Annotated in this window: 15 protein-coding genes; 12 read left to right on the top strand and 3 right to left on the bottom strand. The window is 44.4% G+C overall.

Annotation, left to right across the window (positions count from 1 at the left end; translation table 11 throughout):
* The first annotated feature begins 98 nt into the window (after positions 1-98).
* Positions 99-1,346, top strand: coding sequence for an SGNH/GDSL hydrolase family protein (locus AB4323_RS00680; RefSeq protein WP_229648274.1), 1,248 nt, complete (start codon positions 99-101; stop codon positions 1,344-1,346).
* A 133-nt stretch (positions 1,347-1,479) separates the two neighbouring features.
* Here AB4323_RS00680 and AB4323_RS00675 read toward each other — a convergent pair whose 3' ends face one another.
* Positions 1,480-2,811 (bottom strand): DEAD/DEAH box helicase, encoded by a 1,332-nt coding sequence (locus AB4323_RS00675; protein ID WP_017061883.1) that lies wholly within the window; start codon positions 2,809-2,811, stop codon positions 1,480-1,482.
* Between the two features lie 361 nt (positions 2,812-3,172).
* Here AB4323_RS00675 and AB4323_RS00670 point away from each other — a divergent pair, with 361 nt between their 5' ends.
* Positions 3,173-3,439, top strand: coding sequence for an Lpp/OprI family alanine-zipper lipoprotein (locus AB4323_RS00670; RefSeq protein ID WP_017064250.1), 267 nt, complete (start codon positions 3,173-3,175; stop codon positions 3,437-3,439).
* Between the two features lie 157 nt (positions 3,440-3,596).
* Here the strand turns inward: AB4323_RS00670 and AB4323_RS00665 are convergent, their stop codons facing one another.
* A complete protein-coding gene (locus tag AB4323_RS00665; protein WP_029235850.1) occupies positions 3,597-4,571 on the bottom strand; it encodes a L,D-transpeptidase family protein in 975 nt (324 codons plus the stop codon).
* 346 nt (positions 4,572-4,917) lie between these two features.
* Here AB4323_RS00665 and deoD point away from each other — a divergent pair, with 346 nt between their 5' ends.
* The 4 genes from deoD (at position 4,918) to AB4323_RS00645 (ending at position 10,416) form a co-directional block, all read left to right on the top strand.
* A complete protein-coding gene (deoD, locus tag AB4323_RS00660; protein ID WP_017061880.1) occupies positions 4,918-5,628 on the top strand; it encodes a purine-nucleoside phosphorylase in 711 nt (236 codons plus the stop codon).
* 82 nt (positions 5,629-5,710) lie between these two features.
* The gene (locus tag AB4323_RS00655) at positions 5,711-7,180 is read left to right on the top strand and encodes a lactate dehydrogenase (RefSeq protein ID WP_017064249.1); all 1,470 of its coding nucleotides are present in this window, start codon (positions 5,711-5,713) and stop codon (positions 7,178-7,180) included.
* Positions 7,181-7,366: 186 nt separating this feature from the next.
* Positions 7,367-8,836 (top strand): hypothetical protein, encoded by a 1,470-nt coding sequence (locus AB4323_RS00650; protein WP_372151393.1) that lies wholly within the window; start codon positions 7,367-7,369, stop codon positions 8,834-8,836.
* Positions 8,836-10,416 carry a GGDEF domain-containing protein gene (locus tag AB4323_RS00645; protein WP_017072413.1) on the top strand — a complete coding sequence of 527 codons (1,581 nt, stop codon included), beginning with the start codon at positions 8,836-8,838 and terminating at the stop codon, positions 10,414-10,416. The genes AB4323_RS00650 and AB4323_RS00645 overlap by 1 nt, the downstream gene beginning before the upstream one ends.
* Positions 10,417-10,448: 32 nt before the next feature.
* Here AB4323_RS00645 and AB4323_RS00640 read toward each other — a convergent pair whose 3' ends face one another.
* Positions 10,449-11,351, bottom strand: coding sequence for a DMT family transporter (locus tag AB4323_RS00640; RefSeq protein ID WP_372151391.1), 903 nt, complete (start codon positions 11,349-11,351; stop codon positions 10,449-10,451).
* 250 nt (positions 11,352-11,601) lie between these two features.
* On the opposite strand from AB4323_RS00640, the gene AB4323_RS00635 reads away from it, so the two are divergent.
* The 6 genes from AB4323_RS00635 (at position 11,602) to AB4323_RS00610 (ending at position 17,209) form a co-directional block, all read left to right on the top strand.
* Positions 11,602-11,997, top strand: a complete 396-nt coding sequence (locus AB4323_RS00635; RefSeq protein WP_065583793.1) for a DUF3302 domain-containing protein — start codon at positions 11,602-11,604, stop codon at positions 11,995-11,997.
* Entirely contained in the window at positions 11,997-13,127 is a 1,131-nt protein-coding gene (locus tag AB4323_RS00630) for an HlyD family secretion protein (protein ID WP_050650987.1), read from the top strand. Before AB4323_RS00635 ends, AB4323_RS00630 begins: the two co-directional genes overlap by 1 nt.
* A 302-nt stretch (positions 13,128-13,429) precedes the next feature.
* The gene (locus AB4323_RS00625) at positions 13,430-13,978 is read left to right on the top strand and encodes an ECF-type riboflavin transporter substrate-binding protein (RefSeq protein ID WP_372103942.1); all 549 of its coding nucleotides are present in this window, start codon (positions 13,430-13,432) and stop codon (positions 13,976-13,978) included.
* Positions 13,979-13,984: 6 nt separating this feature from the next.
* Positions 13,985-15,679, top strand: a complete 1,695-nt coding sequence (locus tag AB4323_RS00620) for an ABC transporter ATP-binding protein (protein WP_372151389.1) — start codon at positions 13,985-13,987, stop codon at positions 15,677-15,679.
* Positions 15,676-16,515: an energy-coupling factor transporter transmembrane protein EcfT gene (locus AB4323_RS00615; RefSeq protein WP_017064241.1), complete on the top strand. Its 840-nt coding sequence runs from the start codon at positions 15,676-15,678 to the stop codon at positions 16,513-16,515. The genes AB4323_RS00620 and AB4323_RS00615 overlap by 4 nt, the downstream gene beginning before the upstream one ends.
* Positions 16,516-16,738: 223 nt before the next feature.
* Entirely contained in the window at positions 16,739-17,209 is a 471-nt protein-coding gene (locus AB4323_RS00610; protein ID WP_372151388.1) for a TetR/AcrR family transcriptional regulator, read from the top strand.
* The last annotated feature ends 55 nt before the right edge of the window (positions 17,210-17,264 follow it).

Genomic DNA, 17,264 nt, shown 5'->3' with positions numbered 1-17,264 from the left:
ATCCACTTATCCACTTATCAAGAAACAAGAAACAAGAAACAAGAAACAAGCAACAGCGTTTCTGTTTGGCTCATCTAAATATAAAAGAGAATACAGTGATGAAAAATACGGCTTTAATACTCACGTTAGCCCTGCCTTTTGGCGCTTATGCCGCTGAAGACTCAATACCAACACCTGAATCGATTACATCTGCACAAGTACTCAGTGCACAAGGCTCAGAGACCTATTCATATGTTAGATGTTGGTATCGAACCGATGCCTCTCATGATTCCCCAGCCACCGACTGGAAGTGGGCAAAGAAAGAGAGTGGTGATTACTACACGATCAACGGATATTGGTGGTCTTCCGTTTCATTCAAAAACATGTTCTACAGCGATGCCCCGCAATCGGAAATTAAACAACGTTGCGAACAGACGCTCGACATCCAACATGACGCCGCTGACATCACCTACTTTGCCGCAGATAATCGCTTCTCTTACAACCACTCAATCTGGACCAACGACAACGCTTTTCAAGCCAGTAGCATCAATCGTATTGTCACCTTTGGTGATAGCCTGTCCGACACTGGTAATCTATTTAATGGCTCACAATGGGTTTTTCCGAACGCAGATTCGTGGTTTTTAGGGCACTTTTCGAATGGTTTAGTCTGGACGGAGTATTTAGCAAAAGCGAAAGATGTCCCTCTGTATAACTGGGCTGTGGGTGGCGCCGCAGGTACCAACCAATACGTGGCATTGACTGGTGTTTATGATCAAGTCACCTCTTATCTGACCTACATGAAAGTCGCCAAAAACTATCGTCCGGAAAACTCACTGTTTACTTTAGAGTTTGGCCTCAATGACTTCATGAATTACAACCGAGAAGTCGCCGATGTAAAGGCTGACTTTAGCAGCGCGCTGATCCGCTTAACAGAATCTGGTGCGAACAATATCCTGCTGTTCACCTTACCCGATGCAACCAAAGCCCCTCAATTCAAATACTCTACCGAACAAGAGATAATAAAAGTTCGTGGCAAGATCTTAGAATTCAACCAGTTCATCAAAGCTCAAGCCGAGTATTACCAAGGTATAGGGAAAAACGTGGTGTTGTTCGATGCAAGTGCGTTGTTCGCCAGCATTACCGATAACCCAGAACAACATGGCTTTCGAAACGCGAGTGATGCTTGTCTTAATATCAATCGAAGCTCAGCCGCGGACTATTTAAGAAGCCACAGCTTAACTAATGATTGTGCGACCTATGGTTCAGACAGTTATGTATTCTGGGGCGTGACGCACCCAACCACCGCCACACACAAATACATTGCCGACCATATCCTAGCTTTTTCATTCTCAACATTTGATTTCTAAAGCCTTTAGAGCAACTCCGTAACCTGAGGCAGCACCTCTTAGGCACAAAAGTCAGATACAAAAAAACCGCCTAATATTGGCGGTTTTTATTTATGTCAGTTTTACTAGCAAACGCTTTAAAACTGGCTGGTGATTACTCGTCGTCCACTTTTGGTGCGACTTTCTTCTTAGGGATAAACACGGTATCACCCACGGCCACATTTTGGTGGAAGCTCTTATCGCGCTTAACTGGTTTCTTCGGCGTTTTCTTCGCTTGAGTGTTGGTCTTCTTCTTAGCAGGACCGCCTTTAGCAAACGCAGGTTTACGTGGCTTAATGCCTTTGAATTTACCTTTTAGGCCTTCAAGTACAGAGAAGGTCAAATCTTGTTGAAGGTAAAGTTCAACACGCTTGAAGCTGTCCCAGTCTTTTGGACCAACCAAAGAAATCGCATCGCCTTTGTTACCCGCACGGCCAGTACGACCTACACGGTGCACGTACTCTTCCGTATGCTTAGGCATATCAAAGTTGATAACGTGGCTCACGTTTGGAATATCAATACCACGTGAAGCAACATCGGTAGTTACCAAGATCTTGTAAACCGCACGCTCGAACTGGCTCATAATAGCATTACGTTGCGTTTGGTTTAGGTTACCACTCAGTGCTACCGCTTTAAGCTTCTTCTCGTTCAACTTATCTGTTAAACGGTCAGTATCAGCGCGTGTTGCTGTGAAGATCATTACCTGACGGTATTCAGCTTCTTCCAGTACACGGTCTAAAATCGCTTCTTTGTGATCTAGGTGATCACATAAGTAGAATTTCTGTGTGATATCTAAGTGTTGCTCGTTAGAAACACCAACAGAGATACGCTTAGGTGCGTCTAGCATTTCATTCGCAATGCCATTTACTTCAGCGTGATCTAACGTTGCAGAGAACATCAACGTTTGACGACGACGGTGTTTAGCTGCATTGGCAATGCGACGAAGTTCTGGAGCGAAACCCAGATCAAGCATACGGTCCGCTTCATCAAGGATTAGCGTTTCAACACCATCTAGGAACAATGAACGATGTTCTAGGTGGTCAGCAAGACGGCCTGGAGTCGCAACGATAAAACGAGGGTACTTACGCAGTGCTTTAACTTGGTCGTTAAAGTTCTCACCACCTAAGATAAGCGCCGCTTCATAAGACAGACCACCAAGCATGCTACGCAGTTCGCCGTAAACTTGCTTCGCTAGCTCACGAGTAGGAGCCAAAATTACACCACGAGGATCTTTAGCAGAAAACGCTTTTGTTTTTAATGCTTTATGTATCATTGGCAACACAAACGCCAATGTTTTTCCTGATCCCGTTTTTGATGAAGCCAATAGATCCTTACCAGCAATAGCAACAGGGATCGCTTTTGATTGGATCTCTGTCGCCTTCTTGAAGTCGTAATGTTTTAAGTTCTTCAGTAAGCGGTTATCTAAGCCTAAATCTTTAAAGTGCAAAGGACTCTCCAGTCATGATGGTATTGAATAAAATTAATTTAACGTGACATGATACCGCGAAAGTACTTTATAAGGATAGAGATCACAGTAAATTTATCCCTTTATCTATCTTTAGCTAGAACAACGTATGCATTGCTAGCAAAGGGATAGCTCTCCAAAAACACCTTCAAGTCGTCTCTAAATCCTTCATCTCATAAATGAGACACAACGTGATACTTAGCTAATTAACTCAAAAATTTAGCAATTTCTTTAGTTATTGTTTTTGCAGTTAAAAAATTAGTCGCTACAATCATTAATGAAGCGACTATATGATAAAGAATGTATAGCGCATCTTTTGATGATAAATAAGCAAGGAGTTCTTATGAATAAGACGTTAATCGCAGCTGCAGCATCAGTTTTCATTTTAGCCGGTTGTTCTTCAGAGCCAGAAGAAGCTGCAGTGTCAGAAATGGATCAACTAACTAACCAAGTCGCTCAACTAACAAGCGAAGTTGAAGCACTTAAGAGTGACAAAGCAGCCGCAGAAATGAAGGCTCAAGAAGCAGAAGCAGCCGCAATGGCAGCGAAAGAAGAAGCGGACCGTGCTAACGACCGTATCGACAACATCGCTGAGTCTTACACTAAGTAGTTTGAGATCTAATCGCGATTAAGCTGTAGATTAAATAAGTCGCAAAAAGCAGTATATAGACAGCACCACTTCTTATCGGATGTGGTGCTTTTTTTGGGTGACACTAATGCGAGTAAACAAGATAAAACCGCCCCTTGTTGCAGAAGAGGCAATCGAATTAAAACTCAATCACAGGTGGTGCTATCTCTACAGGTACGCCGTTTTGAGCAAAGATAACCGCTTTCGCCTTTGAATTTGGCAGTTCTGCGTCTTCAAGCCACCATTTTAGTTCCACAGGGATCTGTAATGATTTCTTTGAACCATCACTTCGAGTTAATGGCTCGTGCGCTTCTACAAACACACTTCTATCAGGCTCTAATGACACCTTAATCGGCTCATTGATAATGGTGACCTGTTCACCACGGTTCACTTGCTCAAACAGCCACTCAATGTCTTTAGGTTCCATTCGGATACAACCAGAGCTAACTCGTAAACCTATCCCGAAATCTTTGTTTGTACCATGGATCAAATAGTCGCCAGCGCCATAAGCAAGCCTCAAAGCGTACTCTCCCAATGGATTTTCCGGCCCGGCAGGAACCACTCTCGGTAATTCAATGCCCTTTTCAAGATACTCGTTGCGGATTGAATTTGGTGGCGTCCATGTTGGATTCGGTCTTTTTTGGCTTATCTTGGTGATCATCTCGGGAGTATCACGCCCCACTCGACCGATGCCGACAGGGAAAACATGCACCTGATTTTTCTCAGGCTCAAAGTAATACAACCTTAACTCAGCAAGATTGATGACAATCCCCTTTCTTGGGGTGTCAGGCAAAATCAAGCGGCTTGGAATGCTTAACACATAGCCTTCCGCGGGAAGAAAAGGATCCACCCCTTTGTTGGCTGCCATTAAAGAGAGAAAACCAATATCGTATTGCTTGGCAATGATGGCCAAGGTTTCGCCCGCCGCCACTTCATGCTGCTGGATTCTGCCCACAATGCGGCTTTCCGTTGGTGGCAATTCAAAGGTTGCAGCAGACACCCACGATGAAGCTATCCCGCTGGCAAGCAAAGTAGTTCTTACAACAAGCGACACCGCCCTGTGAAGTCGTGTTTTCATTGACGGCAAAGGCGTCGAGTTAGCGCAATGCGACATACAAATCCTTGGTTTGTCTTTTATCAAAGTTTAGATTATCTCTGATCAAACGTCTCTACAACGTATTGTTGTCTCGAAACTGATAGACAACAAGTTTATGTGTGGGCCTTTTCCTCTCATTCGCTTGCAATTAACCCATACAAAATCGATTGCCTTTACGCTTTCAACAGATTTAGTTATCAATATTAATAAAACTATAATGGCAGACCTGTTTTGTGACTAAAGTCTCATGGATCCACGTTCTAACTCGCTAATATTGCCTCAACAAAACGAATTCAATTCAACAGAATCGGTAATTGATTAAATCCTGTTCCTATAATTACCGTTTAAACTTTGGAGAACGACCATGGCTACACCTCATATTAATGCTCAAGCTGGTGATTTCGCAGAAACAGTACTTATGCCGGGCGACCCGCTTCGCGCAAAATACATTGCAGAAACATTCCTTGATGACGTGAAGCAAGTTTGTGACGTTCGCAACATGTTTGGCTACACAGGCACTTACAAAGGTAAGAAAGTTTCTGTAATGGGCCACGGTATGGGTATCCCATCATGCTGCATCTACGTACACGAGCTAATCGCTGAGTTCGGCGTGAAAAACGTTATTCGTGTAGGTAGCTGTGGAGCGGTACGTGACGACGTTAAACTAATGGACGTTGTTATCGGCATGGGTGCATCTACTGACTCAAAAGTAAACCGCATTCGTTTCAACAACCACGACTTCGCTGCTATAGCTGATTTCGGTCTTCTAGAAGAAGCAGTAAACCAAGCTCGTGCACAAGAAGTTCCAGTTAAAGTTGGTAACGTATTCTCTGCAGACCTTTTCTACACTCCAGAAGCTGACCTTTTCGAAAAAATGGAAAAGCTAGGCATCCTAGGTGTTGATATGGAAGCGGCTGGTATCTACGGCGTTGCTGCAGACCTTGGTGCTAAAGCACTAACTATCCTAACAGTATCTGACCACATCATCCGTGGTGAAAAACTAAGTTCTGAAGAGCGTCAAAAGTCTTTCAACGACATGATGAAAGTTGCTCTAGAGACAGCAATCAACATCTAACGATTTGATAAAAGATACATTGAAAAGCGTTACCCCGCAGCCAGGCTCGCTTGGCTGCTCAAATAATCCCGAGGGGGAGATCGTGTCTAACGACAAGCTGCCAAAAGATGCGGATGGTTTGCAACTCAACTTTTGTAAAACATTGGCGTGTGACAACTTTGGCTTGAGCGATGCAAAACGGTATGTTTTGCAACACGCGAACCCTAAGCGTCCAGCGATGGTTTGTCGTGAATGTGGAGCTTTCCCCCCCTTACTTAACAATCGTGAAGTGTTAAGCGAACTTCATCGCTTAAGACAACTTCACAGCGACGGGCTCCCTGCTTGTCGTAATGATGATTGCGATAACTTCGGCTTATCGGTTCATACCCATAAACATCTTTATCATGCCTTCGGCTACAGTGGCGACAGGCAGCGTTATCGATGCAAAGACTGCCAAACAACCTTCGTTGATAAATGGTCTGGATCCAATAAAAAACTCCAATTTCAAGAGAACCTCATGGGCTTACTGTTCATGGGCTATTCCGTACGTGAAATCTGCCGAAAATTAGAGATCAACCCAAAGACTTTCTATGATCATGTTGACCATATCGCGAGCCGTTGTCGTCGTAAATTAGCGATGATCGATGCACGATGGGTTAACCATGCGAAAGATTACGAGTTCGCATCTCACTACCAGCGTCTGCAACCACAAAGTAACAACGGTGTGGTGTGGATAGCGACGGGCGAGGCGCATTCTGGCTATATACTTTGCCAACACGTTAACTACTCTCAAAATGAAGAACCATCAGGAAACGTCGACCATAACCCTTATGATGATGTGGCACGATTTGTATCCAAAGAGCACTCTTCAGAAGCAAATCTCGAACTGCCTCAGCCCTCTGACAAACTAAAAGAGCGCATTGAACAGCAGTACCAAGTGATTCTTGCGAGAGGTAACGTTGAGGACCCTATGGGTAACCTCACCACATTTAGTTACCCTTCAAAAGGCGCTCTCATTCGACCGCCTTATACCTCTTATGCTCACTTCTTACATGTGTTGGATATGTGTAACGAAGACAAGCATGTCGCCATCTATATGCCACAAGATCCATTACTAAGATCTGCCGCTTTAAGTGTATGTTTGCCGCGCATTCAGAGTCAAAATATTGACCTCATGTATGTCGAAGAAGATTCAGGCTGGCAAGACGACCAAAGTTTTGAAAAGATCGACATCGTTCACATGAGTTGGTGGCGAGATCGCTGGGCTATTGCCAATCAGGGTGATAACCAGAAAGGTATCTGCTACCTAACCGGTAACAATCCAGAACCAAAACAGTGGTTTAACACAGCCTCAATTCAACAAACTAAGTTCTATCAACAGCGCTTTCAGTTGTTATTTGATAGCTTTATTAATGAGCCCAGACGTAAGCTTCGTCCTGGGGGCATTCTTCCATTGCTCGACATATTTAGAGCTTGGCACAATCTGTGCTACCAAGATAAGCAAGGGCTCACGGCAGCACAACGCTTAGGCGTAGCGGAGCTGCCATTAACTCTAAAGCAACTACTTTCATAGCAACAAAGCCTCTAGGTAATTATTCGGGAACTCATTGATTTTAAAGCGACAACATGAGGTAACACCCATAATTAGAAAAGATCGATGTTCCTTTGACGCTCTACGAAAGATAATTGGTGCTTATCTCAAATTACACTCTTATAATGATTGTGTTATCAATATGTTCGATAATCATGGATGTAAGTCTTGGACAAAAATCAGTACCTTCTTGAAACAGAATTAGAAAAACTCAAAACTCGAGTCGACTCTGAGCCATCGGTGATCCTAGAGGTTGCCCAACAGTGCCTAGTCCGATCAGAGCAAGTTCTGTTTGAAGAGGGTGCCATCCAGTCATTAATGTTAATGGCAAGATGTAGCTGGAACCTGATGGATTACCAAAAAGGTTTAAAATACATCAAGGAAGCCTACAAGCGCCAAAGCCGATTAGATACCGATCTTTTTCTGCCCGAAATCCTCCATTTACACGCGCTCCAGTTCTGGGGACAAGCCAAGTACTATTCCGCCCAACAGTTCTGGATCAATGCTTTAGAGCAGTCCGCGTTGGTTGATGAAGTCGAAATTCAAATTGAATGCCTCATTGGCCTTGGCAATATTTGGCGGATGACCCACGAATATAAACTTGCACGTTCTACCCACCAGCTTGCCGTTAAAGTTGCTAACAACAGCCGCATTGGTTGGTTAGAGGGTAAAGCCAGAATACTGCTTGCGTGGGATTACTACCTGCTCAACAACTATGTTGAAATGCTGTCGGTATTGGACGGTGCAGAAGAAGCATTAAAAGACCATAAAGATAACACTTGGCATGCAGAGGTATGGGACTTTCGAGGCCTTGCCCTACTTGGTCTTGAACGCTTAGATGACGCGGAGCGCGCCACGGCCAAAGCGCACAATCTGGCAGTTAAACACAACCTAGTTTGGATGAAGGCGCACTCATACATCAGCCGAGCTAGATTGGAGCTCCTGAGAAAAAGACCAGAACAAGCGGCGGAATTACTGAGGCTCGCAGAACAATCCGCAAACGAGTTCGATAATGGCGAGTTGCTGAGCCAAATCTGTTACCAACAATCCTTGGTGGCGGAAGAAAACCAAGACTTCCAAGCCGCGCTCGTCGCCTTTAAAAAGTACCGTCAATATTCTATCGGCATGCTCAAAGAGCAAACGACACGTGTCGGTTTGGACAAAGCACGCAGTTCAAAACGCCAACTTGAACAGAGAGCACGAAAACTGATTAATCGTATTCGCGGTCAGCACGAGTACGATCCTGAAAAGCACCTCTCTTACGTTGTCTCTGAAACCTTTTGGTGGGAAAAGTTGGTGCTGTTCAAGACAGAGCTTAAACGTTCAAACCACAGCATCATTATGTTCCATCATGTCGATACTGATTACTTAGATGTCTGTACCGAGATTGCTCATGCTTTATGTAACCAGAATGACTTCATCGCAAGGCTAAGTTCTGAACGTGTGGCCCTTATGCTTTCCGAAAAAGGCGAAGCCGCAGAGCAAACCTTCCAAACTCTCAGCACCATGCTTGATATCTATCCATGGCATAGAAAAGGACTAAAGGGTTCGAAACCGACCGTCAGCCTCAATGATATTTTGACGTTCCCGTTCACGCTTGAACAATTAGAAGAAGACGATGCTGAGGTAATAGAATAATGGAAACTCTATTAAGCAAGATCACAGACGCCGGTTTAGACCCTTCATCAGTATCAGGTGAAGAAGCGATCATCTTCTGGAACCACATTCGTCAGCACGTTTCGACAACGCAAACAGAGCAAGCGCACTGCTATATCATTAGCTCTGAATACCGTGCCGAGTTACAACAAAATCAAACCAGTATCGAAGAGTTGAGACGAGCACTCGATCTGCTCCACCTTCCTGCCGATATCGAAGATATTCTGACAGTCAAAACCAGTTTAAGTGACCGCTTAGTTGAAACTGGTGATTACACCTCAGCACTCAATGAATTCGTCAGTTCATCGACTATCGCGGTTGAACACGGTCATATCGATGAGTATGTATTAGCTATTTTAGGCATGGGCAACCTGTGTGATTCCTATGGCGATCACAACAGAGCACTTCGTTACTACCAAAAAATCAGCAGCATAGACCATGCGATAAGCAGTCGCTCACTTCGCCTCAAATTCAAGCTGCATATGGTAGCAAGCCTACTTCTACTCAATCGCATTACAGCAGCCAGCGATTTACTGAATGAGTGCGAAGAACTGAGTATTTTGGTCAGTGACAAGTTGCTCACAGCTCAAATACTGCTTTACCAAGCAAAGGTGCTGCGCGCTAAGAAAAAACACCATGAAGCGCTACGCTGTCTGTCTAAGGTTCAATACCCAGCCAACAGCACTCAAGCAAGCTGGCTTGCAACCATGACTCGTCTAGAGCTCGCACATTGCCTAAGTGCAACCGGCAAGCAAGACTACGCGAGCATGATTTTGTCGAGCACAGACAAACGCGTGAAAGCCTACTCGTCGCCAGTACTTGCAAAACGATTCTACGATTCGCTGAGTGATGTGTGTATGAATCAAGGGCGTTTTCAAGAAGCGCTAAGCTATGAGAAAAAAGGCTACCGAATTGAAACCGATCTGATGAAGCAGATCCCGATCAGTGAACTCGGTGCAAGCCAGCTACGCCGCCTGTCCCGTTTTGAATTACAACTCAAACTCATTCTCTCTGAACAAGAGAACAAAGAGTTGAAAGAGACGACTGAACAACACAAGAATGCGGTGGCTCAGCTTCAACAAGACGTATTCACCGATCCATTGACAGGGTTACACAACCGTCGCTGGTTAGATGTGAAATTGAAAGACATGCTGCTGCACGATACCTCTTTCGCCCTGATGGTTATTGATATTGACCACTTCAAGTCTATCAATGATGAACTGAGTCACTTAGTGGGTGATAAAGCGATTGTTAGTGTGTCTCAAGAGCTGCGTTCATACTTTAAGTTTAGAGGCGCATCGTGTGTCAGGTTTGGTGGAGAAGAGTTCCTCGTCATTCTAGAGAACACTGATCTCCCTAAAGCAGAAATGCACTCTGAAAATTATCGAGAGCGCATCTTCCAATTCGGTTGGCATGAGATACTTGGGGAGCGCGGTTTGACCGTGAGTATCGGTATCACTTTACATCGTGACGGAGAGAATACTCAACGTACCTTCTACCGTGCCGATAAAGCGCTATACCGAGCTAAAGCCAACGGCCGTAATCAAGTGTGTACAGAGTAATGGCATGTCACTCTGTAGCTAAGGCCAACAGCTTATTGAAAAAAGAACAGAGAAATACCAGCAAGGGCGGCAAGCGTCCCGATGATACTTTGTTTTGACACTTTCTCCCCTTTCAGCGCATAGATCACCAGAATAAAGACCGGGCTGGTCGCTATCAACGTTTGTGCAATCGCAGGGTTAGCATTTTTCAACGCCACTTGTTGAAGCCATAAAGCGAGAAACGTTCCGACAAAGATTGCCCCTAATAACCACAGTTTATCGAACCTAGTCATTTCCCATAGGTCTCTTTTTATCGATGAATACGGCTTCTTTTCAACAAAAGGGATAATCAGCATCACAGCAAACACGCCAATCGTCAGGCGAATCAGCGCACCTAACAATGGTGGAATATCACCCGCCACTAGCGCGTAGTGAGAGATAACCACACCAGATGCCTGACAGACACTCGCCACAAGCCCATAACCAATGCCACCCCACTGCTCTTGGTCATTCGATTTACCGCTCACCGATTTTGATGGTTGGAAGACAACGAAGGTCACCGCCAATGTTGTAATCACGACACCGAGCCAGCTTTGCACTGTCAATACAGCGCCAAGGAATATTAATGCCAACACACCAGAGAGAGGCGGGGCTAAAGACTCCAGTAACAACGTCTTATTAGCACCGATTCTTTTCAACGCTGCAAAATAGGCGCTATCTCCAATCGCAATGCCAATCACACCTGAAATTGCCAATATCAGAAAATGGTTGGTACTCAGTTCAAACTCCGGCATCGGTATAAGAGGCATCACCAGCAACATCATCCCTGACGCCACTACACCCTTAACAATGTTAAATTGCATCGCAGAGAAGCGATGTCCAAATTGCCCATAGATCCATGTCGCACATGCCCACACAATTGCAGCGCCAATGGCCGCCAATTCACCTATATACATCCGTATTTGTCCCTTGTGGTTATGCCCGTCATTCAGAATCTTAACTGTCATCATTTCAGCTTAAATACCAACCAGAAAGTCGAAATAGCCTCTTCAAACGCGATGAGAATTTATAAGATTCATCAATGCTTTTATTCGCATTAGAAGCGACAACACATTATTTTCAACTCGGTAAATCATTTTTATAACAATTGCTTAGATGATAGCGTAGTATATTTATAACTAATATCTAACATTACAAGGATCTGTTATGTTTTTAGACTACTTTGCACTCGGTCTACTGATTTTCGTAGCATTGGTTATCTTTTACGGCATCATCGTTATTCACGATATTCCCTATGAAATAGCTAAAGAACGCAACCACCCTCATCAAGATGCTATTCATGTCTCAGGCTGGGTTAGCCTATTCACCTTACACGCTATTTGGCCATTCCTTTGGATCTGGGCAACGCTGTGGCGTAAAGATCGTGGTTGGGGCTTCGCTAAATTAGAAGAAGAGCAACACGATATTCATCATCGCGTCGATATTCTCATCGAGCAAGTGAGTACCCTTCAGGAAGAAATCGCACAGCTCAAGCAAGCTGGTGCTGGGCAAAACAGTTCAGAGAAAGAGACCAACAACGTTCAAGATCAGGAGGCTAAGTAATGGATTTACTGCTGATAATGACCTACGCGGCACTTTGTATCACCATCTTCAAAGTATTTAATATCCCGCTCAATAAATGGACCGTGCCTACCGCCGTTCTTGGTGGTGTCGTCATCATAGGTACTTTGATCCTACTGATGAACTACAACCACCCTTTCACGCAAATTGGTAATCAAGTTTACTCAACAACGCCAGTCGTTTCAGGCGTTAGGGGTAAAGTTATCGAAGTGCCAGTAGAGGCAAACAAACCTCTGAAGGAAGGGGATATTCTTTTCAAAATCGACCCAGTTCCATTCGAAGCTGAAGTTGCAAGATTAGAAGCTAAAGTAAAGGAAGCAAGCCAAGGTGCGCTTGGAATGGAATCTGAAGTGGCTGAAGCTGAGGCTGCAAAAATCAAAGCCATCGCAGAGAGAGATAAAGCCCAACGTGAATTCTCTCGTTACAAGCGCGGTTATGACAGCGGAGCCTTCACTGAGCAACAATTAGATACTCGCAGACAAGCTTACAAGGCATCAGAAGCCGCCGTGAAAGTGGCAGATGCTAATCTAGAACAGGCAAAAATCGCCTTAGACTCTGAAATTGGTGGCGAGAATACAGCCGTTTTAAGCTTACTGGCTGAATTGCGTAAAGCTCAGTTTGATTTAGAGCAAACCGTGGTTCGAGCTCCCACTGACGGATACGTTACGCAGCTAGCATTGCGCCCAGGCGTTATGGCAGTGCCGCTTCCTTTAGCTCCGGTAATGACGTTTGTTCACACAGAAGAACAATTCTATACCGCTGCGTTCAGACAAAACTCCTTACAACGCCTGCAACCGGGTTACGAAGCTGAGTTCTTGTTTAGAGCATTGCCAGGGAAGATATTCAAAGGACGTATTGATGAAGTGATTCCAGCTATTGGTGAGAGCCAATTCCAAGCTAGAGGCGCGCTTCTAGGTACTGATGCGTTGCGTACCAGTGGTCGTGTGTTTGTTAAATTGAGCATCACTGATGATCTGTCTGACTACCATTTACCTATGGGTACCGCGGTTGAAGTTGCCGTTTATTCTGACAGCTTCACTCACGTGTCTATCATGCGTAAGGTCCTTATTCGCATGAAGAGTTGGCAAAACTATCTATACCTAGACCACTAAACGGGCGTAGATATGTGACGAACCCGCTTAACACATTGTTAAGACGAATGAAAAAGCCAGACCCGCTCTGGCTTTTTTGTTGCTTGATTAACCGTAAAATTGCGCTTTTTACACGATATTTAGGTGTTCAGATGGAATTTTAGACATCTAGACACTTACCTTCCCTTATGGAAGGGTTCTACTGTATAATGCGCGCCTTATTTTTTATATTTGCCCAAAAAACGTTCTCATTGAGACGCATATTAATAATGGCGAATATTCGTTCTTTATTAAGCTTTATCTTTCAGTATTCGAGGTTATCTATGAACTTTTCAGCTAAAACAGTGGTCGTTATTGCCATTGGCGCGGCACTGTACGGCATTGGTGGTTTACCTATGTTTGGTGTCCCAGTGTTTGCGAACACGACATTGAAACCAGCGATGGCAGTTCTAGCACTGTTTTCTGTTTTGTTCGGCCCAATTGTTGGCTTCTTAGTTGGCTTTATCGGTCACTGGGTTACGGATCTATTCGCAGGCTGGGGCGTGTGGTTAACTTGGGTTTTAGGCTCAGGTATCGTAGGCATGGTTATCGGCTTATTCCCAATGATGACTAAGAACCGCCTTCAACAAGGTGAACTGCCAATGAAAGATTTTGTATTGTTCGTGATACTGGCCCTTGCAGGTAACGTTGTAGGCTATGGCTGCTCTGCGTTACTCGACACCATCCTATACGCAGAACCGTTTACTAAAGTCTTCACTCAGCTGTCTATCATCGCAGCGGGTAACACCATTCTGATCGCTGTTGTGGGCTTCCTGATCCTAAAATCAGTCGCTAAACGCAACAAACAAAGCCGCAACCTGACTGAGGCATAAGCGATAATGACTATAGCATTTTCGAACTTCTCTTTTAGATATGAGTCGCTGGATAAACCGACGCTAAAAAATATCAATCTAAGGATAGAGAAAGGAGAGAAAATCGTCATTATTGGACCAAGTGGTAGTGGTAAATCTACCCTAGGTCAGTGTCTCAATGGTTTGATACCTCATGCAATCAAAGGTGAGGTAACAGGCTCTTTAGAGATAAACGGCAAGAATATCTCTGAGTTTTCGATGCACGATTATACCGAGCAAGTCGGCACCGTATTACAAGATACTGACAGCCAGTTTGTCGGTTTGAGTATCGGTGAAGATATCGCTTTCGCACTCGAAAACCAGTTGATGTCGAACATTGACATGTACCCGTTAGTTAAGTCGACGGCAAAAATGGTCGACCTAGCGGACATGCTTGAGCGTTCACCTCATGACCTTTCTGGTGGTCAAAAACAGCGAGTATCGTTAGCGGGCATCTTAGTTGATGACGTTGATATCTTGCTGTTTGATGAGCCTCTAGCAAGCCTTGACCCTAGAACCGGCAAGGCAACGATTGAGATCATCGACCAGCTGCATAAAGAAACCAACAAGACCATCGTGATTATCGAGCACCGCCTCGAGGATGTCCTACATCGCGATATCGACCGCGTGATCTTAATGGAACGCGGTGAAATCGTTGCTGACATGACACCCGATGAAATCTTAGCTTCTGAACTGCTTGAAACACACGGTATTCGTGAACCACTTTATTTATCTGCTCTGAAGGCAGCGAAAGCACCTTTGACCAGTGAAGATAAGCTATCAAACCTCAAAGCTCTCGATTACAAAAGATTCCGCCCTGCGGTTCAGGCTTGGTTTGCAGAGCGCCCGACTCCAGTTGCCGAGAAGCAGTACCAACCTTTGCTTGAGGTCCACGGCCTGACTTACTCTTACGATGGTGAAAAGAACGCTCTCGAAGATGTCAGCTTTAAGATTGGTAAGGGTGAGTTCGTTTCAATCTTAGGCAAAAACGGTTCAGGCAAATCTACCATCACTAAACTCATCATGGGTGTGATCGATGCCGATTCAGGCTCTTCCTATCTAAATGGTGAAGACCTATCTGAGCTTTCTATCTTTGAAAGAAGCCAGAAAGTCGGTGTCGTGAGGCAGAACCCAAATCATATGATCTCTCATCATATGATTTTTGATGAAGTTGCATTCGGTCTGCGTAATCGTGGGGTTGCAGAGCAGGAAATCAAAGAGAAGGTGGAAAACGTTCTTGAGCTGTGTGGCTTGAGCAAGTTCCGCCACTGGCCAATCGAAGCGCTAAGCTACGGTCAGAAAAAACGCGTAACGATCGCTTCTATCTTAGTATTGGAGCCAGAGCTTCTGATCTTGGATGAACCAACAGCGGGTCAAGATTACCGCAACTACACCTCAATGCTGGCGTTTATCCAAAAGCTTAACCGCGAGTTAGGTATCACCGTCGTGATCATTTCACACGACATGCACCTTGTTCTAGAGTACACCACACGCTCAATTGTCATTGCTGACAGCAAGCTGATTGCCAATGCCGCGATGACGGAAGTATTCAGTCAGCCATCGCTGTTAGAACGCGCAAATCTTTGTACCACCAGCATTTATGAACTCGCGACTATGATGAAAATCGACGACACCAACGCATTCATGCAGTACTTCATCGACTACGAGAGAAGCGCTCAATGAACGTATCAAAAGTAAAATTCGGCATCAATTACATTGATACAAAATCACCGCTTCATGCACTTAACGGCATCACCAAATTTGCGCTCTTCTTAGCTTGGGTAACCGTGGTCTTAACTACGTTCGACCTAAGATTGATTGCACTGCTTATTGTGACTGGTTTATACCTGCTAAAGCTGACCAATGTGCCTGTACGCGTATATAAGCCTCTGTTATTGGGTACGGCGAGTGTATTGAGCCTAAATGCTTTGTTCATGTATCTGCTGGCTCCACAGCAAGGTACTGAGCTCATCGGCAGCAAAACCTTATTGCTGACATTGCCGGGTAACTACTCGTTGAGCCAAGAGACTCTGTTTTACTTGGTTACTGTGACGCTCAAATACATGAGCATGTTCCCGATAGCGTTGATTTTTGTCTTCACAACGCATCCGACTGAGTTTGCAGCTAGCCTCAACCGTATCGGTGTTCCTTACAAGATCGCCTATGCGGTCAGCTTAACACTGCGTTACTTGCCAGAAGTTAAGAAAGACTTCATCAATATCATGCATGCTCAACAGGCTCGTGGTGTAGAGCTCTCAAAGAAAGCGCCTCTAATTACTCGAATCAAAAATGTGGCTAAGGTTCTAGGCCCGCTCATTTTCTCTAGCTTGGACCGAGCAGACGAGATCTCTAACGCAATGACGTTACGAGGTTTTGGCCGACACAAAGCTCGCACTTGGTATAGCTATGCACCTTTGAAACGTATCGACTTTGTTTGTTTAGGTGTCATCGCTTTTATCGTGGTGTTAGCCATTGCGAAACGCATTCTAGAGCCGCAGTTATTTTGGTATCCGTTCTAGTCATCTGAATTAGCATAGATAAACAAAGACTTTAAATAACACACCGCTCAATAGGGCGGTGTTTTTGTTTATGCCAAAATCTGATTGATAATTGAACCAATGACACAATACTGACTATATTTAACGATAAATTGACCAGTTATTTACCCTTGGAGTTTGAGATTTAATTCATAAGCTCTTAATATACTCTTTTACAGAATGTTACAATCAATAGAGATTTGTAATGGCTCGAATTACTCAAGTACAGAAACTAGAAAATCAAAAGCACTACGATGAGATCGTACTAAACCTTTTTCTGGCTGAAGGACATGAAGCACTAACTTATGCAAGGATTGCTCAAGAAATTGGCATTAGTTTGACGACGCTTCAGGGCTATTATCCATCGACCCGCGCTATCCGATCAGCGTTACACCAACACATGCTATCAATTGTTATAGAGAATCTAGAGTTCTCATCGGAAGAAGTATTCATTCAATCTTGGCAAGCCGCTCTAGATAATGATCAATTTCGATTCGTGATCAAATTGATGTTTTTCCATGCCTCCCAGGTCAAGAGCCCTGAACAGTTTAACATCAGTTCAGATGGTCAATTCCGCGAGATAATGTTTAATAGCTTTGGGCTTGATTCCGTTCGAATCCTTGAGACTGTCGTAGGACGTTCAATGTTCTATCTCACGAACTTCAAGCAGCATTAGACCAAACGTTATAAATACAAAAATGGGAGCCTTTCGGCTCCCATTTTCTTTTTAG

Source organism: Vibrio sp. 10N.261.52.C11, assembly GCF_041471405.1.
Lineage (GTDB): Bacteria > Pseudomonadota > Gammaproteobacteria > Enterobacterales > Vibrionaceae > Vibrio > Vibrio crassostreae_C.
The sequence above is the reverse complement of the archived record's forward strand: the minus strand, read 5'-3'. Positions and strand labels throughout refer to the sequence as shown.

What these genes read in the sequence shown, in the direction of transcription:
- AB4323_RS00615 (WP_017064241.1), top strand. Translation starts at nt 15,676, where the DNA reads ATGAACGTATCAAAAGTAAAATTCGGCATCAATTACATTGATACAAAA.
- AB4323_RS00610 (WP_372151388.1), top strand. Translation starts at nt 16,739, where the DNA reads ATGGCTCGAATTACTCAAGTACAGAAACTAGAAAATCAAAAGCACTAC.
- AB4323_RS00630 (WP_050650987.1), top strand. Translation starts at nt 11,997, where the DNA reads ATGGATTTACTGCTGATAATGACCTACGCGGCACTTTGTATCACCATC.
- AB4323_RS00620 (WP_372151389.1), top strand. Translation starts at nt 13,985, where the DNA reads ATGACTATAGCATTTTCGAACTTCTCTTTTAGATATGAGTCGCTGGAT.
- AB4323_RS00625 (WP_372103942.1), top strand. Translation starts at nt 13,430, where the DNA reads ATGAACTTTTCAGCTAAAACAGTGGTCGTTATTGCCATTGGCGCGGCA.
- AB4323_RS00645 (WP_017072413.1), top strand. Translation starts at nt 8,836, where the DNA reads ATGGAAACTCTATTAAGCAAGATCACAGACGCCGGTTTAGACCCTTCA.
- AB4323_RS00635 (WP_065583793.1), top strand. Translation starts at nt 11,602, where the DNA reads ATGTTTTTAGACTACTTTGCACTCGGTCTACTGATTTTCGTAGCATTG.
- deoD (WP_017061880.1), top strand. Translation starts at nt 4,918, where the DNA reads ATGGCTACACCTCATATTAATGCTCAAGCTGGTGATTTCGCAGAAACA.
- AB4323_RS00640 (WP_372151391.1), bottom strand. Translation starts at nt 11,351, where the DNA reads ATGTATATAGGTGAATTGGCGGCCATTGGCGCTGCAATTGTGTGGGCA.
- AB4323_RS00665 (WP_029235850.1), bottom strand. Translation starts at nt 4,571, where the DNA reads ATGTCGCATTGCGCTAACTCGACGCCTTTGCCGTCAATGAAAACACGA.
- AB4323_RS00670 (WP_017064250.1), top strand. Translation starts at nt 3,173, where the DNA reads ATGAATAAGACGTTAATCGCAGCTGCAGCATCAGTTTTCATTTTAGCC.
- AB4323_RS00680 (WP_229648274.1), top strand. Translation starts at nt 99, where the DNA reads ATGAAAAATACGGCTTTAATACTCACGTTAGCCCTGCCTTTTGGCGCT.